Raw genomic sequence first — 23,224 nt, forward strand, 5'->3', positions numbered from 1 at the left:
CTGCACCCTGTCAAAGATTTTTGAATCGATCAATACACAAATAGGCCAATCCACTGCCTTCGCTGCCGTCGGCCGCACGACCTTGTCACTCCAGCCCACCCCAGGCACTATTCCGCCATGATCGCCTCTACCCTCCCCGACGGCCCCGAGCAGACCTCGCTCACCGCCGACACCGTGCTGCGCTACCACCTTTGCTGGAAGCATCGCGACCTGGACGGGGTGATGGCGCTGTACCACCCGGATGTCCAATACCACGACTTCTTCCAGAACCGCGTGCTTGGCTACCGCGAGCTGCGCGACTACGTGAAGGCCTGCCTGCCCCACGAGGCGGGCGAAGACATCGTGCACAGCGACCGTATTCGCATCGATGGCTGTACCGCGTTCATCCAGTACCAAGTCACGGTGCAAGGCGGTGACGGCCTGGTGGCGTTCCAGTCCAGCGAAGCGATCACCGTCAAGGACGGGCTGATCTGGCGGGTCAACGAATACGCCACCTTGGTACGCCAACCCGCAAGAGGCGCACGCAGCGATGGCCCGCGCCCGGCCACCAGCCGCCTGGGCCTGTCGCCGCGCCAGCTGAGCACCATGGCCCAGGACCTGGAGCACTACTTCCAGCGCCAGCGCCCCTACCTCGACCCGGAACTCGACCTGCAACAGGTGGCCAAGGACAGCGGCTACAGCCGCAACCAGATCTCCTACCTGCTCAACCAGGTGCTCGGGCAAAGCTTCTATCGCTACGTCAACCAGGCCCGCCTGCAACACCTGCTGGCCAGCCTGGACCAGCACAGCGCCAGCGCCCCCATCGACGCGCTGGCGTTCGATGCCGGGTTCAATTCGCTGTCGGCGTTCTACAAGTGCTTTCGCGAACACACCGGGCTTTCGCCCAAGGCCTACGTGAAGCAGGTTTCTCTGCGTGCACGCACGTAAGACAACCCACCCGCCCCGCCACTAGCATCGAGCCCAGACCTTACGTGGATGTGGAGCAGTACCGATGCAAGCCTGGCGCACGATCAGCCTGTGGATGGACCAGCTCGACGAGCCACTCGACGCCCGCCCGGCCCTCGAGCAGGACCTGGACGTCGACGTGTGCATCATCGGCGCTGGCTACACCGGCCTGTGGACCGCCTACTATCTCAAGCGCCAGGCGCCGCACCTGCGTATCGCCATTCTCGAAGCACAGACCGCAGGCTTTGGCGCCTCCGGCCGCAACGGTGGCTGGCTGATGGGCAACCTGCTTGGCGAAGACCGCCTGCTGGCCACCCTCTCGCCACAGCAGCGCCGCGCCAGCGTCGACCTGCTGCACGGCATTCCCGATGAAGTCCACGCCGTGCTGCAACGCGAAGGCCTGGACTGCGACTACCGCAAGAGCGGCGTGCTCTATTGCGCCGCGCGCTACCCGGAGCAGGAGCGCAACCTGCGCGCCTACCTCGACGACCTGTACCGCCAGGGCATGAACGAAGACGACTACCGCTGGCTCAAGCCCGAGCAACTGGCCGGGCAACTGCGCGTCGCCAATGCCTATGGCGCGGTGTTCAGCCCGCACGTCGCGACCATCAATCCGGCCAAGCTGGTGCGTGGCCTGGCGCGGGCGGTGGAAAACCTGGGCGTGCCGATCTTCGAGAACACCCCGGCCCTCGACTGGCAGACCGGCAACGTGCGCACCGCCAAGGCCAGCGTGCGCTGCCAATGGGTGGTGCCCGCAGTGGAGGGCTACGCCGCCAGCCTGCCGCCGCTGGGCCGTCATCAATTGCCGGTACAGAGCCTGTTGGTGGCCACCGAGCCGTTGCCCGAATCGGCCTGGGAGCAGATCGGCCTGAGCCAGGGCCAGGCGTTCAGCGAAGGCAGCCGCCAGGTCACCTACGGCCAGCGCACGGCCGACAACCGCCTGGTGTTCGGCGCCCGTGGCAGCTACCGCTTCGGCGGCCGTCTGCGCGAAGACTTCAGCCTCAGCGACAGCGAAATCGAACTGCGCCGCTACCTGTTCGGCGAGCTGTTCCCGCACCTCAAGCAGGTGCGCATCACTCACGCCTGGGGCGGCAACCTCGGCATGGCCCGGCGCTTCCGCCCGCACATGCTGTGCGATCGCCAGCGTGGCCTGGCCCTGGCCGGCGGCTTCGGCGGCGAAGGCGTCGGTGCCAGCAACCTGGGCGGACGCACCCTGGCCGCATTGATCCTCGACCAGCACAACGAGCTGACCGCGCAGCCCTGGGTGCACGACAACCGCCCGCTCTCGAGCCTGGCCAGCTGGCCGCCCGAGCCCTGCCGCTGGCTGGGCTACAACGCGATCATCCAAAGCTTCGTGCACGAGGACCGGACCCTCGCCAACCCCGGCAGCGCGCCCTGGCGTCGACGCCTGGCCAGTGGCCTGGCCGACTTCATGGAAAGCTTCATGCACTGATCCATCACCCCCTACACGAGACGCCGTGGTCATGAGCATCACCCAGTTCAAGCACACAGAAAGCGCCACCCTGGACACCACCAACCCAGTCGCCGTGCCCCTCGGCGAGCCCGTCGCGGTCACCTCGGTCACCTGCGTCGAGCGCAACGATGGGGTGGAGACCGGCATCTGGGAATGCACCCCAGGGCGCTGGCGCCGGCAGATCGTGCAACAGGAGTTCTGCCACTTCATCAAGGGCCGCTGCACCTTTACCCCCGACGGTGGCGAGCCCCTGCAGATAGAAGCCGGAGACGCACTGATGCTACCGGCCAACAGCACCGGCATCTGGGATATCCACGAGACGGTGCGCAAGACCTACGTTCTGATTTTCTGATCCGCTGATCGTCTGCCGCCTTTGATAACAACACTCACAGCAAGGTAAACCGGACATGCGCACCCTCCTCATCGCCCCACTGATGCTGGCCGCCTGCGTGGCCAACGCCGCCGACACGGTGAAGATCTACAACTGGTCCAGCTACATCGCGCCGGACACGCTGAAGAACTTCCAGCAGGCCACCGGTATCATCCCGACCTACGACGTGTACGACAGCAACGAAACACTCGACGGCAAGCTGATGACCGGCAACTCCGGCTACGACGTGGTGTTTCCGTCCAACCATTTCATGGCCCGACAGATCCAGGGCAAGGCCCTGAAGAAGCTCGACAAGAGCCAGTTGCCAAACTGGCAGCACCTCGACCCGCGCCTGCTCAAGGTGCTGGAGGTGAACGACCCGGGCAACGAGCATGGTTTCCCTTACCTGTGGGGCAGCACCGGCATCGGCTACAACATCGACAAGGTCAAGGCAGCACTCGGTGCCGACGCGCCAGTGGACTCCTGGGACCTGATCTTCAAACCCGAGTACCTGAGCAAGCTCAAGAGCTGCGGCGTAGCGGTGCTGGACAACGGACCGGAGCTGCTGCCGATCGCCCTGAACTACCTGGGCCTGCCCCACCACAGCAAAAATCCCGACGACTACGAAAAGGCCAAGGCACTGCTGATGCAGGCGCGGCCGAACATCGCCTATTTCCACTCCTCGAAGTACACCGGCGACCTGGCCAATGGCGACGTGTGCGTGGTGGTGGGCTTCTCGGGCGATGTGTTGCAGGCGAAGAACCGCGCGGAAGAAGCGAAGAATGGGGTGAAGGTGGGCTATTCGATTCCCAAGGAAGGGGCACCGCTGTGGTTCGACATGGTTGCCATGCCGGCCGATGCGCCTGACGAGAAGGCGGGCTACGCCTATATGAACTACCTCTTGCAGCCAGAGGTGATGGCCAACATCAGCAACTCGGTGCAGTACGCCAACGGCAACCTGAAGGCCGATGCGCTGGTGGACCCGGCGATGAAGGCCAACACCATGATCTACCCGAACCAGGATGTGATGGGCAAGCTGTTCACCCTGGAGGCCATGCCGGCGAAGATCGACCGTCTGCGGACTCGCATCTGGACCAGCATCAAGTCCGGGAGCTGATTTCGAGCTTTACGAACTTCCTGTGGGAGCGGGTTTACCCGCGAACCAGGGCGACGCCCTGGCCATACACCGCGGTGTTTTTTTCGCGGGTAAACCCGCTCCCACAGGGTCAGGTGAAAACGCTGAAACTCAGTGATGCTCGCGCGTCGCGCGGAATTTCACATCCGGCCAGCGCTCTTCCATCAGCGACAGGTTGACCCGGGTCGGCGCCAGGTAGGTCAGGTGACCGCCCCCGTCGATGGCCAGGTTCTCCATGGCCTTGTTCTGGAAGTCCTCGAGCTTCTTCTTGTCGTCGCAGGTGATCCAGCGCGCCGACCATACGGTGATCGGCTCGTAGGCGCATTCGACCTTGTACTCTTCCTTCAGGCGGCTGGCGACCACATCGAACTGCAGCACACCCACGGCGCCGAGAATGATGTCGTTGCTGCGCTCGGGGAAGAACACCTGGGTCGCGCCTTCCTCGGCCAGCTGTTGCAGGCCTTGGCGCAATTGCTTGGATTTCAGCGGGTCTTTCAGGCGCACGCGGCGGAACAGTTCCGGGGCGAAGTGCGGGATACCGGTGAAGCCCAGCGCCTCGCCTTCGGTGAAGGTGTCGCCGATCTGGATGGTGCCGTGGTTGTGCAGGCCGATGATGTCGCCGGCATAGGCTTCTTCCAGTTGCTCGCGCTCGGAAGAGAAGAAGGTGAGGGCATCGCCGATGCGCAGGTCCTTGCCGGTACGCACGTGACGCATCTTCATGCCCTTCTCGTACTTGCCCGAGCAAATGCGCATGAAAGCGATGCGGTCACGGTGTTTCGGGTCCATGTTCGCCTGGATCTTGAACACGAAGCCTGTGAACTTCTCTTCCACCGGCTCCACGGTGCGCTCGTGGGCCACGCGGGGCAGCGGGCGCGGCGCCCAGTCGACCACGGCGTCGAGCACATGGTCGACCCCGAAGTTGCCCAGCGCGGTACCGAAGAACACCGGGGTCAGCTGACCGTTGATGAATTCGTCCTGGTCGAATTCATGGCAGGCGCCCTGTACCAGCTCGAGCTGCTCGAGGAAGCGATCGTATTCGTCGCCCAGGTGCGCACGGGCTTCATCGGAGTCGAGCTTGTCGATGATCTTCGCCTCGGTACGCTCATGGCCGTGGCCTGGGGTGTAGACGATGATGTAGTCGCCAGCCAGGTGGTACACGCCCTTGAAGTCGCGGTAACAACCAATTGGCCAGGTGATCGGCGCTGCCTTGATCTTCAGTACCGCTTCGATCTCGTCCAGCAGTTCGATGGGGTCGCGGATGTCACGGTCGAGTTTGTTGATGAAGCTGACGATGGGCGTGTCGCGCAGGCGGCACACGTCCATCAGGGCGATGGTGCGCGGCTCTACGCCTTTACCGCCGTCCAGCACCATCAGCGCCGAGTCCACCGCGGTCAGGGTGCGGTAGGTGTCTTCAGAGAAGTCTTCGTGGCCAGGGGTGTCCAGCAAGTTGACCATGTGCTCGCGGTAGGGGAACTGCATCACCGAGGTGGTGATGGAGATACCGCGCTGCTTCTCCATTTCCATCCAGTCGGAGGTGGCGTGGCGATCGGACTTGCGCGACTTCACGGTACCGGCGACGGCAATCGCCTTGCCCATCAGCAGGAGCTTCTCGGTGATGGTGGTCTTACCGGCGTCGGGGTGGGAAATGATTGCGAAAGTGCGGCGCTTCGCGACTTCGGCGGCCTGGTGGGTCATGGGAAATCGCCTGACTGGGGGATTTGAAAGGGGCAGTATCATACCTGAATCGAACACCAGACCCAAATAAGCGCCGACAGATTGAATGCCCCAGCAGCCTACTCCCGGGAGGCTCGCCCCTCGGCAAGCCCTTCGATGGTAATGGGTGCACGACCGGGCAGATGCGCAACCAGCTCAAGCTTTCCGCCCATGGCTTCAAGGTAATTGCGCAAGGTCGAGATCAACATGTCTCCCCGGCTCTCGACCTTGGAGATATTGCCCTGTCGGATCTCAAGCCGCTCGGCCATGTTTTCCTGGGTGATCTCAAGCTGCTTGCGCAGAACTTGTAGCGTCAGCTCCTCGCGGATCAGTTCACGGCCTCGCGCCTCTATTTCCTTTCGACGCCGGGGGGGCATCTCACTCATTACTTCGTCAAGTGTCTTGTACATCTCTTGGCCTCTGGATAAATGTCGATCGAATCGCTCATCAGCACGTTTGATCAAACGTCGATAAAACAGGCGCTCACTGATCCCGGCCTTGTCCCCAGCAACCAGCAAGAGGGCACATCGAGCAGGGTCGAATGCGAAGGCTACTCTCCACACCCCGTCATCAGCACTGAAGCGCAACTCTTTCATCTTCGAATGCCGAGAGCCGCCGAGCGTATCCACATGGGGGCGCCCTAAGGCCGGACCAAGATGCTTAAGCATGTGAAGCTTGGCCAGCAACTCATCTTGCACTTCTTCAGGCAACGCTTCGAAATCAGACTCGAACTCAGGACACATCTCAACCGACCACAACATCAAAATACCTCACAAAGAATATTCCTCAAAGAGAATATTTAAAGTTTGAGTATTCTGCGTACTGGGCCCACGGCTAAATATCAGGTAATTCAACGCCTGGAAGTAGGTTTTTTCCGTCATTTTCGTGAGAAATATCACCTCTGCCAGTGATTAACACTGGCCAAATGCCGCCTCAGATGGGAACCTTTAGATCAACGGAGACGTCCACTCCCCTGCAACCCATTTCGGTTCAGGGCTGGTTTCACCCGCATTTCGGACCTGACGGGGTTCGGCTCATGGCCTGATCGCAGCCTTCGGCTGCCTCGCGCCGCTACTCGCGAACACACCACCCGCCGCCAGCATTGGCCGGCTTCAAAGAAGTGTGCTCGCCGACAACACAAGGAGTCCACCTGTGGCTAGACGCTACGGAAAGGGGCTGATGGGATGGGCCGCCGTGCTCGTCATCCTGGCCCTGCTGATCCACTGGATCGGCCTCGACACGATCGCCCGCTACCGCGACGATCTTGGGTTCTACCTGCAAGCGCACCTGGTACTGGTGCTGGCTTCGATGGCGGCGGCGCTGGCCGTGGGCATCCCCGCTGGCATTGCCCTGAGTCGACCGCACCGGGTCGACAAAGCCGAGCGCTTCATGCAGTTCTTCAACGTAGGCAACACCATTCCTCCCCTGGCCGTCCTGGCCATTGCCCTGAGCGTGCTGGGTATCGGCGCCGGGCCTGCGATCTTCGCGCTGTTCCTCGCCTCGCTGCTGCCCATCGTGCGCAACACCTACGAAGGCCTGAAAAACGTCCCTGCTTCGCTCAAGGAAGCCGCCACCGGCATCGGCATGACCCCGCGTCAACAGCTGTGGCAGGTGGAGTTGCCCAATGCCGTGCCGATCATCACCGGCGGCGTGCGCGTGGCCCTGGCATTGAACGTGGGCACTGCACCGCTGGCCTTCCTGATTGGCGCCAACAGCCTGGGCAGCCTGATCTTTCCCGGCATCGCCCTGAACAACCAGCCGCAACTGCTGCTGGGCGCGGCGTGTACCGCTTTGCTGGCCCTGGCGCTCGATGCGCTGGTGAGTTTCTCCAGCAAGCGCTGGCTGGAACGTGGCCTGGCCCAATAAGCAGAGAGATCCTATGAAGAAGACCATCGCCTTGCTCCTGGGCGCGGCCCTGCTTTGCGCAGGTATCGCCCAGGCAGCGGAAAAACCGCTGATTCGCATCGGCGCGCGGGTGTTCACCGAACAGACCGTGCTCGCCGAAATCACCGCCCAGTACCTGCGCGCCAATGGCTACCAGGTGCGCGTCACCGGAGGCCTGGGCAGCAGCCTGGCGCGCCAGGCCCAGGAAACCGGGCAGCTCGACCTGATGTGGGAATACACCGGGGTGTCGCTGGTGTCCTACAACCACATCGAAGAACGCATGCCCAGCGCCGAGGCGACCTACGCCAAGGTCAAGGAGCTGGACGCGAAGAAAGCGCTCATCTGGCTGACCCCGTCGAAGTTCAGCAATACCTACGCCCTGGCCCTGCCACGCAAGGTCGCCGAGGCCTACCCGCAGATCGGCAACATCAGCCAGCTCAACCAGGTGCTGCGCGACGAGCGACAACGCACGCACCTGGTGGCGCTGGACACCGAGTTCGCCAACCGCCCCGACGGCCTCGACGGCCTGAAGCAGCTTTACGACCTGCAAGTAGGCCGCGCCAACATCCGCCAGATGGATGCGGGCCTGGTGTACACCGCGCTGCGCAACGACCAGGTGTTCGCCGGGCTGGTCTACACCACCGACGGGCGCCTGAACGCCTTCGACCTCAAGCTGCTGGAAGACGACAAGCAATACTTCCCCGATTACACCGCAGCCCCCGTGGTGCGCAAGGCCATCCTCGACGCCAACCCGAACCTGGCCGCCCTGCTCAAGCCACTGGCCGAGCAGCTCGACGACGAGACCATGCGCCAGCTCAACGCCAAGGTCGACGTGGAACACCAGAGCCCAAGCGTCGTGGCCGCCGCCTTCCTGCGTGAACACCCGCTCAGCGAGGTACAGCCATGAACCTGCTCGACACCTTCGCCCACCTCGACTGGGCCCAGGTCCTGCAACTGACCGGACAGCACATTGCCCTGGTCGGCATCGCCGTGGGCCTGGCGATCGTCATCGGTGTGCCGCTGGGCATCCTGATGACACGCTTCCCTTCCCTCGCAGGTCCGCTGCAAGCCAGCGCCACCGTGTTGCTGACCATCCCGTCGATCGCCCTGTTCGGCCTGTTGCTGCCGTTCTACTCCACGTTCGGCCAGGGCCTGGGGCCGCTGCCGGCGATCACTGCGGTGTTCCTGTATTCGCTGCTGCCGATCCTGCGCAACACCTACCTGGCCCTGACCAACGTCGAGCCCGGCATCCGTGAAGCCGCACGCGGCATCGGCATGACCTTCGCCCAGCGCCTGCGCATGGTCGAGTTGCCCATCGCGGTGCCGGTGATCCTGGCCGGCGTACGCACGGCGGTGGTGATGAACATCGGTGTCATGACCATCGCCGCCACCATCGGCGCCGGCGGCCTGGGCGTCCTCATCCTCACCTCCATCAGCCGCAGCGACATGTCGATGTTGCTGGTCGGCGCCGTGCTGGTCAGCCTGCTGGCGATCGTCGCCGACCTGCTCCTGCAAACCCTGCAACGTGCCCTGACTCCAGAAGGACTGCGCTCATGATCGAATTGAAGAACCTCAGCAAGACCTTCAACGCCAACGGCAAGGACGTCAAAGCCGTCGACTCGGTCAGCCTGACCGTCAACGAAGGCGAAATCTGCGTGTTCCTCGGCCCCTCGGGCTGCGGCAAAAGCACCACGTTGAAGATGATCAACCGCCTCATCACCCCCACCTCCGGCCAGGTATTCATCAATGGCGAGGACACCACCGGGCTGGACGAAGTCACCCTGCGCCGCCACATCGGCTACGTGATCCAGCAGATCGGCCTGTTTCCCAACATGACCATCGAGGAAAACATCACCGTGGTGCCGCGCCTGCTCGGCTGGAACAAGCAGAAGTGCCACGAGCGCGCGCACGAACTGATGAACATGATCAAGCTCGAGCCCAAGCAGTATCTGCAGCGCTACCCGCGCGAGCTGTCCGGTGGCCAGCAGCAGCGTATCGGCGTGATCCGCGCGTTGGCCGCCGAGGCGCCGGTGCTGTTGATGGACGAACCCTTCGGCGCGGTCGACCCGATCAACCGCGAGCTGATCCAGCATGAGTTCTTCGAGATGCAGCGGGCGCTGAACAAGACCGTGATCATGGTCAGCCACGACATCGACGAGGCGATCAAGCTGGGCGACAAGATCGCCATCTTCCGCGCCGGCAAGCTGTTGCAGCTGGACCACCCCGACACCCTGCTGGCGCACCCGGTGGATGACTTCGTGAGCAACTTCGTCGGCCAGGACAGCACCCTCAAGCGCCTGCTGCTGGTGCGTGCCGAGGATGCGGCGGACAACGCGCCGTCGGTCAGCCCCGAGACCTCGGTGAGCGATGCGCTGGAGTTGCTGGATGAACACGACCGTCGCTACGTGGTGGTGACCGATGCGGCGAACAAGGCGCTGGGTTATGTGCGTCGGCGCGACATGCACCGCCAGCAGGGCAGTTGTGCGGACTTCCTGCGCCCGTTCAACGCCACGGCTTCCCATGACGAGCACCTGCGCATCCTGCTGTCGCGCATGTACGAGTTCAACCGGGCGTGGCTGCCGGTGCTGGATGCCGAGCAGGTGTTCCTCGGTGAAGTGACCCAGGAGTCGATTGCGGCGTACCTGAGTTCAGGGCGCTCTCGCGGGGCCAAGACCAGCATCGTGTCGCCAGCGGAGGCTGCGGCGTCCTGATAGGACGGTGCTGAAATCTTCGCGGGTAAACCCGCTCCCACAGGTACCGCGCCGCGCTCAAGGGCAGCGCTGAACCTGTGGGAGCGGGTTTACCCGCGAAGAGGCCAACTTGGTATCAGAACCCTACACTGGCCTGCACATAGAACGTACGCGGCTCACCCACGTAGATCCCGGCGTTGTTGTCGCTGGAGCGGGTGTAGTACTGCTTGTCGAAGAGGTTCTTCACCCCCGCCGCCAGCTTCAGGTTCGACACCTGCGGCCCAAAGTCGTAGCCGCCGCGCGCATGCCAGGTCACGTAGCCTGGAATGTCGCCGAACTGGCCATCGGCACTGGGCCTGGTGATGTAGTTGTTGTTGAAGCTACCGTCGGCATTCACCCCGGTACCCGGCGCACGCTGCTTCGATTGGGCGAAGGCATCCAGGTTCCAGGTCCAGCGGTTGATCTCGTAGCGCAGCCCGGCAGTCAACACCTGGCGCGAATAGAACGGCAGGTCGCGGCCTTTGAAGCCCGGAATCTCGCCTTCATAAGTCGCGCGGGTATAGGTGAAACCAGCGTTGGTCGACAGGCCCTGCAAGCGTGCATCCAGGCCCGCCAGGTCATAGCGCAGCGACGCCTCGACCCCCTGGTGCTTGGTCGCGCCCAGGTTTGTCCAGCCCACGTCGTTGCTGATGTATTGCAGTTCATCGTCGAAGTCGATGTAGAACGCGGTCAGCTCACCGGCGAAACTGCCGTTGTCATAACGCGTACCGATCTCGTAGGTTTTGGCCTTCTCCGGCTCCAGGCCGTTGGCAGTGCTGTCGCCCACCCCGCCCTGGCCGAGCTGGAAGTACTGCAGGCTGCCGAACGACGTTTGGTAGTTGGCGAACAGCTTCCACGCATCGGACAGGTGGTACATCACGCTCAAGGCCGGTAGCGGCTCGTTGCTGGTGATGCTGCGGTTCTTCTCCGGCACCGGCCGGTTGCTGGTATCCAGCACCGGGCGGTCGCGCCAGTCGGTATTGATGTGCTCGAAGCGGATGCCTGGAGTGATGGTCCAGTTGCCGATGTCGATCTTGTCGTCGATGTAGTAGGCGCTGGCCTCGGTGCCGCCGGTACGGTCCTGGAACACATGGCCGTCGGAGGTCGGGGTGACGGTCGGCACGTTGTTCACCAGGGCCAGGCGAGAAGCCTGTTCACGCATCGCTTCCTTCAGGTAGCGGTAGCCGACGCTGACTTCCTGGGTAGCGGGGCCGGTGAAAAAGATCCGCGACACCCGTGGCTCGATGGCGAAGGTGTAGTAGTTGCGCGGAAATGCCGACAAGGTGCGCTGGTCGCGCGCGGCAATGGCGCTGCCGCGGAAGCTGTCGGTGTAGTAGGTCAGCACTTCGAACTGGGTGGCGTCGTCGACCTGGCGCTGCCACTTGAACGAGAAGTCCTTGCGCCGGCCACTGAAGTAGTCGTAGTCGCGTACCGACTGGTAGGGATCCTGGTCGTACTGGGCCTGGGTCAGTCCGCCGGGCATGTCGGCGCGACCATCGTAGTAGTGGAAGTTCAGCCAGAACTCGTCGCGGTCGGTGGGTGCCCAGTGAGTCTTGAGCAGCACGTCGTCGATGTCGTTGTCGTTGTTGCTGCGCCGGTAGCCATTGCCATTGACCCCGGAATACAGCAACGCGACGCCGATGCCGTTGTCTGCCGTGCCGCCGACGAACGCCGACTCGGTGTGCTTCCAGCCGCCGTACTTGGAAGTTTCCAGGGTGGTGGACAGCTCTGCGGTGGCTTTTTCAGGAATCGCCCGGGTCACGAAGTTGATCACCCCGCCGACGTTCTGCGGGCCATAGCGCACCGAACCTGCACCGCGTACCACGTCGATGCTGTCGAGGTTGCCCGAGGAGATCGGTGCCATCGACAGCTGCGGCTGGCCGTAGGGTGCGAAGGCCGCCGGTATGCCGTCGATCAACACGGTCGAGCGTGGCGACAGGCGCGAGGTCAGGCCACGTACACCGACGTTCAGCGACAGGTCGCTGCCGCCGGTGCCGTTGGAGTCCTGTACCTGCACGCCGGGAATACCGCGCAGTGCGTCACGCACGTTCATCGTGCCCTGCTCCACCATCTCCTGGCGGCGTACCACCGAACGGGCGCCAGCGTGGTTGTGCACCACGGCCTGGTCGGCATCGCCCAGCCAGTCACCCACCACCTTCACGTCGGTGGGTGCCAGCTCCAGGCTGCCGGTGGTCAGGGTACCGGCGGCCTGCAGGGGCTTGACCACCGCCGTGTCCTGGGAAATCTCGTAGGTCAGCCCGCTGCCCTGCAGCAACTGCTGCAACGCCTGCTCGGGCGCCAGGTTGCCGGTCACCGCCGGAGCCTGCTTGCCAGCCACCAGTTCCGGGCTGAAGAACAGTTGCAGGTTGGTCTGCTGGCCCAGCTGGGCCAAGGCCTCGGCCAGCGGCTGGGCCTGAATCTGGATGCTCGCGGGGGCTTGTTCGGCGTAGCTGTTGACGGCGGCAGCGCTCACCGCGACGGCCAAGGCCAGGCGGCGCAAGTGAAGCAGGGGCTTGTTGTTGTTCACGTCTTCGTTCGGTCCTGGAAGTCTGGATAAATGCCAACCGCACGCAAATGGGAATGCTTGGCAGTTGCAGCTGGCGGGGAAGACGAACGAGCGGAAAAAAACCTGAATCTATTTCGCGATTATTTCGCTGGAGCCGTCGGCATGGGCCTTGACGGTGACTGGCAGAATGCTCGGCAAGGCCCGCAGCAGAGCGTCCGTGTCGTCGACACTGAAGGTACTGGAAAGGCGCAGGTTGGCGACCTTGCCCGGTGCTACGCGCAATGGCTGCGCGCGATAGCGCGACACCTGCGCGACCACTTCAGCCAAGGTGGCGTTGTCGAACACCAGCTTGCCCTGGCGCCAGGCCGTGAAAGCGGCGGCATTGACGGCATAGGGTTCGGCCACCCGGCCCTGGGCGTCGATCCGCGAACCTTGCCCAGCGCCCAGTTGCGCCCTGGAGCCCGCCGCACCTTCGACCCGCACCGAGCCCTGCTCCACGGCCACGCGGGTTTGCAGGGCATCCTGGCGCACGTCGAAGCGCGTACCGGTGACGGTGACACTGCCTTGGGCGGTGCCAACCACGAATGGCCGGGCGCTGTCATGGGCAACGCTGAACATCGCCTCGCCCGCCTCCAACTGCACTTGGCGCTGCCCCGCACTGAAGGCCACGGTCAGCCGCGTAGCACTGTTGAGTTCCAGGTGCGAGCCGTCCGGCAGTTCGACCTGGCGGCGCTCGCCCAGTGCAGTGCTCAGTTGTTGGTGATGGTTCAGCCGCTGGTACTGCCAGCCGCTCCAGCCCAGCCCAAGCGCGGCCACCGCCACGCTCGCGGCCAGAACCTGGCGCAGCAGGCGACGGCGCGGCAACGGGTGGACAGGTTGGGTCTGGCACAGGGCCTCCAGGCGCTGGCGCGGCACCCGCTCGGCGGCGCACCACAGCTGGCCCAGCACTTCGTACTCGCGGCGGTGCTGCGGGTCGGCGTCCAGCCACTGACGCAGCCTGGCCTGCAAACCGGCGTCGCCGGGAGCGTCCTGCACGCGGGCGAACCATTCGGCTGCCTGTTCGCGTACGTGCTGTGTCATCGCAAGGGTCTCCTGACTCATCTGGTGCTCACATCCAGGTGCTCACGCAAGTGTCGGAGCGTGCGAATCATATACTTTTCGACCGTGTTCTTGGTCAAACCCATGCGCTCGGCGATTTCCGCCTGGCTCAGGCCCTCGAGTTTCTGCCAGATGAATACCCGCCGGCAATTGACCGGCAACTCGGACAGCGCCCGCTCCACGGTGTCGGCCAGTTCCAATGCGTGCACATAGGCCTCCGGGTCACCACTGGCGCTTGCACCGTCGTCGAACAAGGTCTGCTCCAGGGCCTGGCGGCGGTCCTCGCGGCGATAGCCATCGACAGCGATGTTGCGTGCGGTCTGGTGCAGATAGGCACGCGGCTGCTCGACCTGCGCGCGCGGATTCTCCAGAACCCGCACGAAGGCATCGTGGGTGAGGTCCTCGGCCTGCTGTCGACTGCGCAACTTGCGCGTCCAGGTGCCGATCAGCTCATGGTAGTGGTCGAGGAAGCCTTTGTGTCCGGACACGTTCGGGGTCGTCGGGAGGCGGGAAAGGGTACGAATAATAATGTGTCTCATATTCATCGGCAATCTGCGGAACGAACTGCCGACAAAGGGCGACAAAGCGCTCGGTAACAAAAATTTTATCGATATTCAGGCGTGCCGTTCGGCGGGCTCGCCGTGGCCATAAATGTGAACACCTGGGCGATATACGGCTGCTGCTTGCAGCGCACGATGAAGGCCTGCGGGCAAGTCGTAAAAGCCCTTTCGCGGCGATTCTCGGCGAACTTGCCGGCTGCGAAGGTTTCGGCGTATCCCTGCGAGATCCCTGCCTATTCCACAATTTTTAACGCCTGGCGCGCTTTCAGGAACATCTGCCTGTCATCAGGGTCGGTTATCACAAGAGCGCTGCCCGATTGCCTGTTGATATTGAAATCCTCAAGTCCTAAAGTGCGCGCCGAACGTCCATGCTGGAAACGATCCATCCGGCTCAAGTACTGACGACGAGACAGCAAGGCCACCGGCAATACCGGCCTTCTTGCTTTCGGCGACATGCCTTGGGAAGTAGGCGAACCAAAGTGGGGATACGGAGGGCGTTCAGTTTGCAGCCACTTATTTTTTCAGTTTGCCCATGGAGCCCACGAGCATGTCGATCCAGGTCGAAGACTACTTCGCGCGCGATACCTTCCAGAAAATGAAGGCGTTCGCCGACAAGCAAGAAACCCCGTTCGTACTCATCGATACCCAGATGATCAGCCAGGCCTATGACGACCTGCGCGCCGGTTTCGAGTTCGCCAAGGTCTACTACGCCGTCAAGGCCAACCCGGCGGTCGAGATCATCGACCTGCTCAAGGACAAGGGTTCGAACTTCGACATCGCCTCGATCTACGAACTGGACAAGGTGATGAACCAGGGCGTCAGCGCCGACCGTATCAGCTACGGCAACACCATCAAGAAGTCCAAGGACATTCGCTACTTCTACGAGAAGGGCGTGCGCCTGTACGCCACCGACTCCGAAGCAGACCTGCGCAACATCGCCAAGGCCGCTCCTGGCTCGAGAGTCTACGTACGCATCCTCACCGAAGGTTCCACCACCGCCGACTGGCCGCTGTCGCGCAAGTTCGGCTGCCAGACCGACATGGCCATGGACCTGCTGATCCTGGCCCGTGACCTGGGCCTGGTGCCCTACGGCGTGTCGTTCCACGTTGGCTCGCAACAACGCGACATCAGCGTGTGGGACGCGGCCATCGCCAAGGTCAAGGTGATCTTCGAGCGCCTGCGCGAAGAGGACGGCATCGAGTTGAAGATGATCAACATGGGCGGCGGCTTCCCGGCCAACTACATCACCCGCACCAACAGCCTGGAAACCTATGCCGAGGAAATCATCCGCTTCCTCAAGGAAGACTTCGGCGACGACCTGCCGGAAATCATCCTCGAGCCTGGCCGTTCGCTGATCGCCAACGCCGGCATCCTGGTCAGCGAAGTGGTGCTGGTGGCGCGCAAGTCGCGCACCGCGGTCGAGCGCTGGGTATACACCGATGTGGGCAAGTTCTCCGGCCTGATCGAAACCATGGACGAGTCGATCAAGTTCCCGATCTGGGTCGAGAAGAAAGGCGAAGTGGAAGAAGTTGTCATCGCCGGCCCGACCTGCGACAGCGCCGACATCATGTACGAACACTACAAGTACGGCCTGCCCCTGAACCTGGCCATCGGCGACCGCCTGTACTGGCTGTCGACCGGCGCCTACACCACCAGCTACAGCGCGGTGGAGTTCAACGGCTTCCCGCCGCTGAAGGCGTACTACCTGTAATAAACAGCGGGGCCGCTTTGCGGCCCTTCGCGAAACAAGGCCGCTTCCCCCAGCGATCATGCGAAACCCATTTCAAGGGTGCGCCTGGACACTGCGGGAGCGGCCTTGTGTCGTGATGGGCTACGCAGCAGCCCCACTCCCACACCTCACCCGGTCGGTTCCTCCACCCATTGCAGCAGGAAATCGCTCGGCGGCAAGTCGCCTGGCTCTGCCATTCTCAACAGGTCAGTGGCGCGCGGCTCGTAGCGGGTAACGTTTTCGTACGGGTGCAACGACCACCCGCTCCACGGCTTGACCTTCCGCTCGCTAATGGCCACCTGCTCGTAGAGGGTGATGAAACGCGTGTCCAAGGTCTGCAACCTGACCCAGTGCAGGTTCCCCTCGCCCGCCACGTCTTGGTGCAAGATGCGACATGCCGGCCCCGGCACCGCAAGCTCTCGCTGAGCCTCACGCAACACATTGCCACCCGCCCCCGTCACCTGACGCCCCGACGCCGTTCGGAACTCAAATGCCGTCTCCCCGCCGATACTCGGGTGCGAGAGCATGGTGATGGTAAACGTCTCGCCTTCAACATCGCCGAAGATCACCTGCAGGTAACCGTCGTTGTTGACGCAGATGGGGTAGAGCACGTTTTCATGCTTCACCCAAAGCTTGCCGTACTGCACCTGCTGTACCGAATCGTTCATGGCTGAGCTCCTGTGCCGGATAGTGAGCCACGCACGCTAGCCCTCTGGCAGGCGCCGAATAAGCGGCCGCCAATTCCCCTCCAAACACCGAGCCAGGCAGGCGCAGCGTGCCGTCTCAAGGCATAATGCCGCCCGCGTAGAAACAACCCGCAACACAAGGTGAACGATGTGGTGAAAAAGGCGCTGTTCCAATTGCACTGGTTCTTTGGCATCACCGCAGGCCTTGTGCTGTCGCTGATGGGCATTACCGGCGCCACCTACTCGTTCCAGGAAGAACTGCTACGCCTGTTCAACGCCGACGTGCTCAAGGTCGAAGTACGCGAGACCGGTGTATTGCCCCTGCCCGAACTGGTGCGCCGCGCCGAGCTGGCCCAGGGTGACAAGGTGGCGATGGTCTGGGTCGACACCCAGGCAGGCACGGCGGCGCGTATCTTCTTCACCCCGCCGCCCGGCGAGCGCCGTGGCCCGCTGCGCTATGCCGACCCGTACACCGGCGAACTCAAGGGTGAAGTGGCCGGCGTTGGCTTCTTCAACTTCGTGCTGCAACTGCACCGCTTCCTGGCCATCGGCGACACCGGCCGGCAGATCACCGGAGCCTGCACCTTGATGCTGATTTTCTTCTGCTTGTCCGGGTTGTACCTGCGCTGGCCGCGCAAGGCCCTGAACTGGCGTACCTGGCTGACCCTCGACTGGGCCAGGAAAGGCCGAGCCTTCAACTGGGACCTGCACGCCGTATTCGGCACTTGGTGCCTGCTGTTCTACCTACTGCTGGCGCTTACCGGCTTGTTCTGGTCCTACGACTGGTACCGCCAGGGGCTGAACAGGCTGCTCGCCGATACACCGGCTGCGGCAGAGCTGCAAAAGCGCGGCGAGGGCCGTGGTCGCCAAGAACCTCAACCTGAGGCCAAGGCCGCACCGCTGGTGGTCGACTACGACGCTGTCTGGCAGAACTTCCAGCAGGCCGCGGGCCCGCGCATGACCGCCTACAACCTGCGCCTGCCGCCTGCCGCTGGCCAGCCCGCGACTCTCTTCTACCTGCTCGAAGGCGCCCGCCACGACCGCGAACTCAACACTCTCACCCTGGACCCGGCCAGCGGCCAGGTAAAACGCCACGAGCGCTTCGCCGACAAGTCGTTCAAGGCGCAGTTGCTGCAAAGCGTCTATGCCCTGCACGTCGGCAGCTACTTCGGCTTGCCAGGGCGAATCGCCGTCACCCTCGCCGCCCTGACCATGCCGCTGTTCTTCGTCACCGGCTGGCTGCTGTACCTCGACCGACGCCGTAAGAGACGCCAGGTTCGCGCCGCACGAGGCAGCGTGGCCAACACCGGCGGCAACCAGGACAGCTGGCTGATCGGCTTCGCCAGCCAGAGCGGCATGGCGGAGCGACTGGCCTGGCAGAGCGCCAGCCAGCTACAAGCGGCCGGCCTGGCGGTCCAGGTGCACCCGTTGGCGGAGCTTGGCGAGGCGCAACTGCGCCAAGCTCAGCGGGCACTGTTCGTGGTCAGTACCTTTGGCGACGGCGAAGCCCCCGACAGCGCTCGGGGCTTTGAACGCAAGGTACTGGGCCAGCCGTGGGCGCTAGGTCACTTGAACTATGCCGTGCTGGCCCTGGGCGATCGCCAGTACGCGCATTTCTGCGGTTTCGCCCGCAGGCTTCAGGCCTGGCTGAGCGAGCGCGGCGCCTCCAGCGCCTTCAGTGCGGTGGAAGTGGACAACGCCGACCCGGTTGCGCTGCAGCAGTGGCAGCAATCGCTGGCACAACTGACTGGCGCCCAGCCCGTAACCGCCTGGCAGCCCCCCGCCTTCGGCAACTGGCAGTTGGTTGATCGCCAGCAGCTCAACCCTGGCAGCACAGGCGGCCCGGTGTACCTGCTGGGCCTGCGTAGCGCCGAGCCCACCACCTGGGAGTCGGGCGACCTGATAGAGATACTGCCGCGCAACGCCCCGGCGCGTATCGAAACCCTGCTGCTCGGCCTGGGCCTGGATGCCAGCTCGCCGGTGCAGGTAGGCGGCCTCCAGGAAACCCTCGGCCAGGCGCTGGGCGCCCGCCAACTGCCCATTCACCGCGCGCACCTGGTGGGCCTGCATGCCCAGGCGCTGATCGATGCGCTGGTGCCGATCACAGCCCGGGAGTATTCGATTGCATCGATTGCCAGCGATGGTGTGCTGGAGCTGATCGTGCGCCAGGAGCGTCATGGCGACGGGCTACTGGGGCTGGGCTCGGGTTGGTTGACCGAGTACTTGCCAGTCGATGGCTCGCTAAGCGCACGCCTGCGCCGCAACAGTGGCTTCCAACTGCCGGGCGCGCCAGCGCCGATGATCCTGGTCGGCAACGGTACGGGCCTGGCCGGCCTGCGTAGCCTGCTCAAGGCGCGCATCGCCGACGGCGAGCGGCGCAACTGGCTGCTGTTCGGCGAGCGCACCCGCGAACACGATTTTCTCTGTGCCGATGAGCTTCAGGCCTGGGTGCAGGCCGGTGACCTGGCGCGGCTGGACCTGGCGTTCTCGCGGGACCAGGCCGAGAAGGTGTACGTGCAGGATGTGTTGTTGCAGCAGGCCGAGGTGTTCAAGGCCTGGATCGCCGATGGCGCCTATGTGTATGTCTGCGGCAGCTTGCAAGGCATGGCGGCCGGGGTGGATGCGGCGCTCAAGGGCATTCTCGGCGAACACGCTGTGCAGCAAATGATCGAGGATGGGCGGTATCGGCGGGATGTGTATTGAGCCAGTGCCGGCCTATTCGCGGGTAAACCCGCTCCCACAGGTACCCCACTGCTCTTGAGATCAGTGGGGTACCTGTGGGAGCGGGTTTACCCGCGAAGAAATCGACGCGGTTTCAATGTAGATCGAAGGTATCGGCATCCAGGTTAGCCGGGAACCTTGCCCGGTACGCCGCCAGTTCCGCTGCCCGCAGTACCACGGTGAACACCCCGTCGGCCTCCCCCGCGCTCAGCAGGTTTTCGCCCTGGAAGTCCAGCACCTGGCTGTCACCTGAATAGGCGAAGCCCTTGCCATCGGTACCCACCCGGTTCACCGCTGCCACGAAGCACAGGTTCTCGATCGCCCGCGCAGGCAACAAGCGGTTCCAATGCTGGCGCCGCGCCGCCGGCCAGTTGGCGGTGTACAGCAGCAGGTCGGTGTCTTGGGCATCGCGGCTCCACACCGGGAAACGCAGGTCGTAGCAGATCAGCGGGCGAATGCGCCACCCCTTGAGTTCGAACTGCACCTGCCGCTCGCCAGGGGTGTAGTGCTTGTGTTCGCCGGCCATGCGGAACAGATGGCGCTTGTCGTAATGCAGTATCTCGCCATCCGGCCGTGCCCACAGCAAGCGGTTACGGTGGCTGCCATCGGCGGCCTGGATGATCACGCTGCCGGTGACCACCGCATCAAGTCGCTTGGCCTGGGCCTTGAGCCACTTGTAGCTCGGCCCGTTCTCGGGCTCGGCCAGGCTTTCGGACGCCATGGAAAAACCGGTGGTGAACATCTCTGGCAACACCACCAGGTCCACCTCGCCCACCTGCTCGAGCAGGCTTTCGAAATGCAGGTAGTTGGCCTCGCGGTCGTGCCAGGCCAGGGTCGTCTGCACCAGGGCGATACGCAGGTTGGGCAATTCACTCAGATCGCGCATAGTATCGAAGCTGCTTGGCGCAGCGTCTCCTCGCGTTTGGCAAAGCACAGGCGCACCAGGCGTTGCTCGGGGACGGGTTGTTGGTAGAACACCGACACCGGAATGCTCGCCACGCCGTGTTCGCGGGTCAGCCACAGGGCCATGTCGACATCGTTGAGGTCTGGGCGGATGTGCGAATAGTCCACCAGCTGGAAATAGGTGCCCGCCGTGCGGGTGAAGCTCAAGCGCGAACCCTGTAGCAGGTCGCAAAACAAGTCGCGCTTGGCCTGGTAGAAGCCCGGCAGCTCGTCGAGGTGCGCAGGGTGCTCGGCCATGAAATCGGCCAGCGCCGCTTGCAGCGGGGTCACACCACAGAAGTTGACGTACTGGTGCACCTTGCGCAGCTCGACGCTCAAGGCCGGCGGAGCAATCGCGTAGCCGGTCTTCCAACCGGTGACGTGGTAGGTCTTGCCGAACGAGCTGACCACGAAGGCCCGCGCATACAGTTGCTCGTGCGCCAGCACGCTGGCATGGCGCACGCCGTCGTAGACCAGGTGCTCGTAGACCTCGTCGCAGACCAGGTAGATATCGCGATCGGCAATCAGCTGTGCGAGCTGGTCGAGGTCCTCGCGGCTGATCAGCGCACCGCTGGGGTTGTGCGGCGAGTTGAGAATGACCATGCGCGTGCGCGGGCTCAGGGCATCGCTGAATTTCTGCCAGTCGATGTGGAAACTGCCGTCGCTGAGCTGAACGTGTACACAGCGACCGCCGGCCAGTTCCACCGAAGGTTCGTAGCTGTCGTAGCACGGGTCGAAGACGATCACCTCGTCGCCCGCCTGAACCACGGCCTGGATCGCACAGAAGATCGCTTCCGTGGCGCCGGGGGTGATGGTCACTTCCTGGTCGGCATCGACCTGCGCGCCATACAACCGCGCGACTTTCGCCGCTACCTGCTGGCGCAATGCCGGCAGGCCAGTCATGGGCGCGTACTGGTTGTTGCCAGCGGCGACATGCCGCGCCACTGCATCGAGTAGCGGCTGCGGGCCGTTGAAGTCGGGGAAGCCTTGGGAAAGGTTGAGCGCGCCGGTTTGCGCGGCGAGCTGCGACATGGTGGTGAAGATGGTCGTGCCGACGTTCGGCAATTTGCTGCGGATCATGGAGCCCTCTTTCCTGGGGGTATATCCGGCACGGGGATGAAGCCCGAGCATAGCGGATCGAGGGGTCAGGAAAAAGGTTGAAACAAATGGGGCCGCGTCGCACGGCCCCCTCACAGCAGTTACTTGCGCTTGTCGCGGCGCTTCTTCTCGGCCTTCTTGTGGTGCGACATCAGCCGGCGCTTCTTGTTGACCTGGCGGTCGGTAAGGGTGTTCTTCTTGCCCTCGAACGGGTTCTCGCCACCCTTGTACTCGATGCGGATCGGCGTACCGACCAGCTTCAGCACCCGGCGGTAGGTATTTTCCAGGTAGCGCGAGTACGAGTTGGGAATCTTGTCGGTCTGGTTGCCGTGGATCACGATCAGCGGCGGGTTGGCGCCCCCCAGGTGGGCATAGCGCAGCTTGATACGGCGACCATTGACCAGCGGCGGCTGGTGCACGCTGATGGCGTCTTCGAGGATCTGCGTCAGGCGGCTGGTCGGCCAGCGGGTCACCGCCGACTTGAACGCAGCCTGCACCGACTTGTACAGGTGGCCCACGCCAGTACCATGCAAGGCAGAGATGAAGTGGATGTCGGCGAAGTCGACGAAGAACAGCCGACGCTCCAGCTCGGTCTTGACGTAGTCGCGCTCGCCCGGCTCCATGCCGTCCCACTTGTTCAGGGCGATGACGATGGCGCGGCCTGCTTCCAAGGCAAAGCCCAACAGGTTCAGGTCGTGATCCACCACGCCTTCGCGAGCGTCCATGACGAAGATCACCACGTTGGCGTCCTTGATCGCCTGCAGCGTCTTGACCACCGAGAACTTCTCGACTTCCTCATGGATCTTGCCGCGCTTGCGCACGCCTGCGGTGTCGATGAAGGTATACTTCTCGTCGTCGCGCTCGAACGGGATGTAGATACTGTCGCGGGTGGTGCCCGGCTGGTCGTACACCACCACGCGCTCTTCGCCGAGCATGCGGTTGACCAGGGTCGACTTGCCCACGTTGGGGCGGCCAATGATGGCGATCTTGATGCCATCCTTCTCGCTTGGGCCAGGAATACGCGCCGCTTCCTCGCCTTCGGCGACGTCTTCGTCGAGGGCTTCCTCGACCTGGTCGCGCGGTATGTGGCCGAGCACCGATTCCATCAGGGCATTGATACCACGGCCCTGGGAACCAGCCACCGGAATCGCGTTGCCCATGCCCAGCGGCGAGAACTCGGCGCGAGCCACGTCGGCATCGATGTTGTCGATCTTGTTGGCCACCAGGATCGCCTGCTTGTTCCGCTTGCGCAGGTGCTCGGCGATCATCTGGTCGGCGGCGGTCATGCCGGCGCGGGCATCGACCAGGAACAGCACGTAGTCGGCTTCCTCGATGGCCATCAGCGACTGCTCGGCCATCTTCTCGTCCATGCCCACTTCGTCGCCGGTGATACCACCAGTGTCGATCAGGATGTAGGAACGACCCTGCCAGGAGGCATCGCCATACTGGCGGTCACGGGTCAGGCCCGACAAGTCGCCGACGATGGCATCGCGGGTCTTGGTCAGGCGGTTGAACATGGTGGATTTGCCGACGTTCGGCCGTCCTACCAGGGCGATTACGGGAACCATGCGGCTCTCCACTCTTGAATTCTTGAAAATGCAAAGGCCGCTGCAGGGCAGCGGCCGGAGTTCGGG

19 protein-coding genes are annotated in these 23,224 nt (G+C 63.4%); 10 read left to right on the forward strand and 9 right to left on the reverse strand.

Annotation, left to right across the window (positions count from 1 at the left end; all coding sequences use genetic code 11):
- Nucleotides 1-117: 117 nt before the first annotated feature.
- From RAC97_RS17700 to RAC97_RS17715, 4 genes are all read left to right on the forward strand, one after another.
- On the forward strand, nt 118-927 hold the full coding sequence (locus RAC97_RS17700) for a helix-turn-helix domain-containing protein (RefSeq protein ID WP_375099808.1): 810 nt from the start codon (nt 118-120) through the stop codon (nt 925-927).
- Between the two features lie 64 nt (nt 928-991).
- Nucleotides 992-2,398 (forward strand): NAD(P)/FAD-dependent oxidoreductase, encoded by a 1,407-nt coding sequence (locus RAC97_RS17705; RefSeq protein WP_375099809.1) that lies wholly within the window; start codon nt 992-994, stop codon nt 2,396-2,398.
- 31 nt (nt 2,399-2,429) lie between these two features.
- Nucleotides 2,430-2,771, forward strand: a complete 342-nt coding sequence (locus RAC97_RS17710) for a cupin domain-containing protein (protein ID WP_375099810.1) — start codon at nt 2,430-2,432, stop codon at nt 2,769-2,771.
- 55 nt (nt 2,772-2,826) lie between these two features.
- The gene (locus RAC97_RS17715) at nt 2,827-3,906 is read left to right on the forward strand and encodes a polyamine ABC transporter substrate-binding protein (RefSeq protein WP_375099811.1); all 1,080 of its coding nucleotides are present in this window, start codon (nt 2,827-2,829) and stop codon (nt 3,904-3,906) included.
- 129 nt (nt 3,907-4,035) lie between these two features.
- Here the strand turns inward: RAC97_RS17715 and RAC97_RS17720 are convergent, their stop codons facing one another.
- Together RAC97_RS17720 and RAC97_RS17725 are read right to left on the reverse strand one after the other, a co-directional pair.
- Complete coding sequence (locus RAC97_RS17720; RefSeq protein WP_375099812.1) at nt 4,036-5,619, reverse strand: peptide chain release factor 3; 1,584 nt, start codon at nt 5,617-5,619, stop codon at nt 4,036-4,038.
- Nucleotides 5,620-5,717: 98 nt separating this feature from the next.
- Nucleotides 5,718-6,398: a type II toxin-antitoxin system RelE/ParE family toxin gene (locus RAC97_RS17725; RefSeq protein WP_375099813.1), complete on the reverse strand. Its 681-nt coding sequence runs from the start codon at nt 6,396-6,398 to the stop codon at nt 5,718-5,720.
- A 418-nt stretch (nt 6,399-6,816) separates the two neighbouring features.
- Between RAC97_RS17725 and RAC97_RS17730 the strand changes: the two genes are divergently transcribed.
- From RAC97_RS17730 to RAC97_RS17745, 4 genes are read left to right on the forward strand one after another with little or no spacing between them, the layout of a single operon-like run.
- A complete protein-coding gene (locus tag RAC97_RS17730) occupies nt 6,817-7,503 on the forward strand; it encodes an ABC transporter permease (RefSeq protein ID WP_375099864.1) in 687 nt (228 codons plus the stop codon).
- A gap of 13 nt (nt 7,504-7,516) precedes the next feature.
- Entirely contained in the window at nt 7,517-8,428 is a 912-nt protein-coding gene (locus tag RAC97_RS17735) for a glycine betaine ABC transporter substrate-binding protein (protein WP_375099814.1), read from the forward strand.
- Nucleotides 8,425-9,078, forward strand: coding sequence for an ABC transporter permease (locus RAC97_RS17740; protein WP_375099815.1), 654 nt, complete (start codon nt 8,425-8,427; stop codon nt 9,076-9,078). Before RAC97_RS17735 ends, RAC97_RS17740 begins: the two co-directional genes overlap by 4 nt.
- Nucleotides 9,075-10,232: a betaine/proline/choline family ABC transporter ATP-binding protein gene (locus tag RAC97_RS17745; protein ID WP_375099816.1), complete on the forward strand. Its 1,158-nt coding sequence runs from the start codon at nt 9,075-9,077 to the stop codon at nt 10,230-10,232. The genes RAC97_RS17740 and RAC97_RS17745 overlap by 4 nt, the downstream gene beginning before the upstream one ends.
- A 115-nt stretch (nt 10,233-10,347) precedes the next feature.
- Here the strand turns inward: RAC97_RS17745 and RAC97_RS17750 are convergent, their stop codons facing one another.
- From RAC97_RS17750 to RAC97_RS17760, 3 genes are all read right to left on the reverse strand, one after another.
- Nucleotides 10,348-12,777: a TonB-dependent siderophore receptor gene (locus tag RAC97_RS17750; protein ID WP_375099817.1), complete on the reverse strand. Its 2,430-nt coding sequence runs from the start codon at nt 12,775-12,777 to the stop codon at nt 10,348-10,350.
- A 108-nt stretch (nt 12,778-12,885) separates the two neighbouring features.
- Complete coding sequence (locus RAC97_RS17755) at nt 12,886-13,836, reverse strand: FecR domain-containing protein (protein ID WP_375099818.1); 951 nt, start codon at nt 13,834-13,836, stop codon at nt 12,886-12,888.
- 17 nt (nt 13,837-13,853) lie between these two features.
- The gene (locus tag RAC97_RS17760; RefSeq protein WP_375099819.1) at nt 13,854-14,393 is read right to left on the reverse strand and encodes an RNA polymerase sigma factor; all 540 of its coding nucleotides are present in this window, start codon (nt 14,391-14,393) and stop codon (nt 13,854-13,856) included.
- A gap of 568 nt (nt 14,394-14,961) precedes the next feature.
- Between RAC97_RS17760 and RAC97_RS17765 the strand changes: the two genes are divergently transcribed.
- Nucleotides 14,962-16,125, forward strand: a complete 1,164-nt coding sequence (locus tag RAC97_RS17765; protein WP_375099821.1) for a type III PLP-dependent enzyme — start codon at nt 14,962-14,964, stop codon at nt 16,123-16,125.
- A gap of 146 nt (nt 16,126-16,271) precedes the next feature.
- Here the strand turns inward: RAC97_RS17765 and RAC97_RS17770 are convergent, their stop codons facing one another.
- Nucleotides 16,272-16,811 (reverse strand): hypothetical protein, encoded by a 540-nt coding sequence (locus tag RAC97_RS17770; protein WP_375099822.1) that lies wholly within the window; start codon nt 16,809-16,811, stop codon nt 16,272-16,274.
- Between the two features lie 168 nt (nt 16,812-16,979).
- Here RAC97_RS17770 and RAC97_RS17775 point away from each other — a divergent pair, with 168 nt between their 5' ends.
- Nucleotides 16,980-19,532 carry a PepSY domain-containing protein gene (locus RAC97_RS17775; protein WP_375099823.1) on the forward strand — a complete coding sequence of 851 codons (2,553 nt, stop codon included), beginning with the start codon at nt 16,980-16,982 and terminating at the stop codon, nt 19,530-19,532.
- A gap of 112 nt (nt 19,533-19,644) precedes the next feature.
- Here RAC97_RS17775 and RAC97_RS17780 read toward each other — a convergent pair whose 3' ends face one another.
- From RAC97_RS17780 to der, 3 genes are all read right to left on the reverse strand, one after another.
- Nucleotides 19,645-20,436, reverse strand: coding sequence for an amidohydrolase (locus RAC97_RS17780; RefSeq protein ID WP_375099824.1), 792 nt, complete (start codon nt 20,434-20,436; stop codon nt 19,645-19,647).
- Nucleotides 20,424-21,572: a pyridoxal phosphate-dependent aminotransferase gene (locus RAC97_RS17785; protein ID WP_375099825.1), complete on the reverse strand. Its 1,149-nt coding sequence runs from the start codon at nt 21,570-21,572 to the stop codon at nt 20,424-20,426. Before RAC97_RS17785 ends, RAC97_RS17780 begins: the two co-directional genes overlap by 13 nt.
- Before the next feature lie 119 nt (nt 21,573-21,691).
- On the reverse strand, nt 21,692-23,158 hold the full coding sequence (der, locus tag RAC97_RS17790; RefSeq protein WP_375099826.1) for a ribosome biogenesis GTPase Der: 1,467 nt from the start codon (nt 23,156-23,158) through the stop codon (nt 21,692-21,694).
- Nucleotides 23,159-23,224 lie beyond the last annotated feature (66 nt).

This window comes from Pseudomonas sp. LS_2, assembly GCF_042709235.1.
In the GTDB taxonomy this organism is placed as follows: domain Bacteria; phylum Pseudomonadota; class Gammaproteobacteria; order Pseudomonadales; family Pseudomonadaceae; genus Aquipseudomonas.

Bases quoted from the DNA above. Each gene is read 5' to 3' on its own strand.
- RAC97_RS17745 (WP_375099816.1), top strand. From the start codon at position 9,075: ATGATCGAATTGAAGAACCTCAGCAAGACCTTCAACGCCAACGGCAAG.
- der (WP_375099826.1), bottom strand. From the start codon at position 23,158: ATGGTTCCCGTAATCGCCCTGGTAGGACGGCCGAACGTCGGCAAATCC.
- RAC97_RS17785 (WP_375099825.1), bottom strand. From the start codon at position 21,572: ATGATCCGCAGCAAATTGCCGAACGTCGGCACGACCATCTTCACCACC.
- RAC97_RS17715 (WP_375099811.1), top strand. From the start codon at position 2,827: ATGCGCACCCTCCTCATCGCCCCACTGATGCTGGCCGCCTGCGTGGCC.
- RAC97_RS17720 (WP_375099812.1), bottom strand. From the start codon at position 5,619: ATGACCCACCAGGCCGCCGAAGTCGCGAAGCGCCGCACTTTCGCAATC.
- RAC97_RS17740 (WP_375099815.1), top strand. From the start codon at position 8,425: ATGAACCTGCTCGACACCTTCGCCCACCTCGACTGGGCCCAGGTCCTG.
- RAC97_RS17725 (WP_375099813.1), bottom strand. From the start codon at position 6,398: ATGTTGTGGTCGGTTGAGATGTGTCCTGAGTTCGAGTCTGATTTCGAA.
- RAC97_RS17730 (WP_375099864.1), top strand. From the start codon at position 6,817: ATGGGATGGGCCGCCGTGCTCGTCATCCTGGCCCTGCTGATCCACTGG.
- RAC97_RS17760 (WP_375099819.1), bottom strand. From the start codon at position 14,393: ATGAGACACATTATTATTCGTACCCTTTCCCGCCTCCCGACGACCCCG.
- RAC97_RS17755 (WP_375099818.1), bottom strand. From the start codon at position 13,836: ATGACACAGCACGTACGCGAACAGGCAGCCGAATGGTTCGCCCGCGTG.
- RAC97_RS17700 (WP_375099808.1), top strand. From the start codon at position 118: ATGATCGCCTCTACCCTCCCCGACGGCCCCGAGCAGACCTCGCTCACC.
- RAC97_RS17765 (WP_375099821.1), top strand. From the start codon at position 14,962: ATGTCGATCCAGGTCGAAGACTACTTCGCGCGCGATACCTTCCAGAAA.
- RAC97_RS17705 (WP_375099809.1), top strand. From the start codon at position 992: ATGCAAGCCTGGCGCACGATCAGCCTGTGGATGGACCAGCTCGACGAG.
- RAC97_RS17770 (WP_375099822.1), bottom strand. From the start codon at position 16,811: ATGAACGATTCGGTACAGCAGGTGCAGTACGGCAAGCTTTGGGTGAAG.
- RAC97_RS17780 (WP_375099824.1), bottom strand. From the start codon at position 20,436: ATGCGCGATCTGAGTGAATTGCCCAACCTGCGTATCGCCCTGGTGCAG.
- RAC97_RS17735 (WP_375099814.1), top strand. From the start codon at position 7,517: ATGAAGAAGACCATCGCCTTGCTCCTGGGCGCGGCCCTGCTTTGCGCA.
- RAC97_RS17710 (WP_375099810.1), top strand. From the start codon at position 2,430: ATGAGCATCACCCAGTTCAAGCACACAGAAAGCGCCACCCTGGACACC.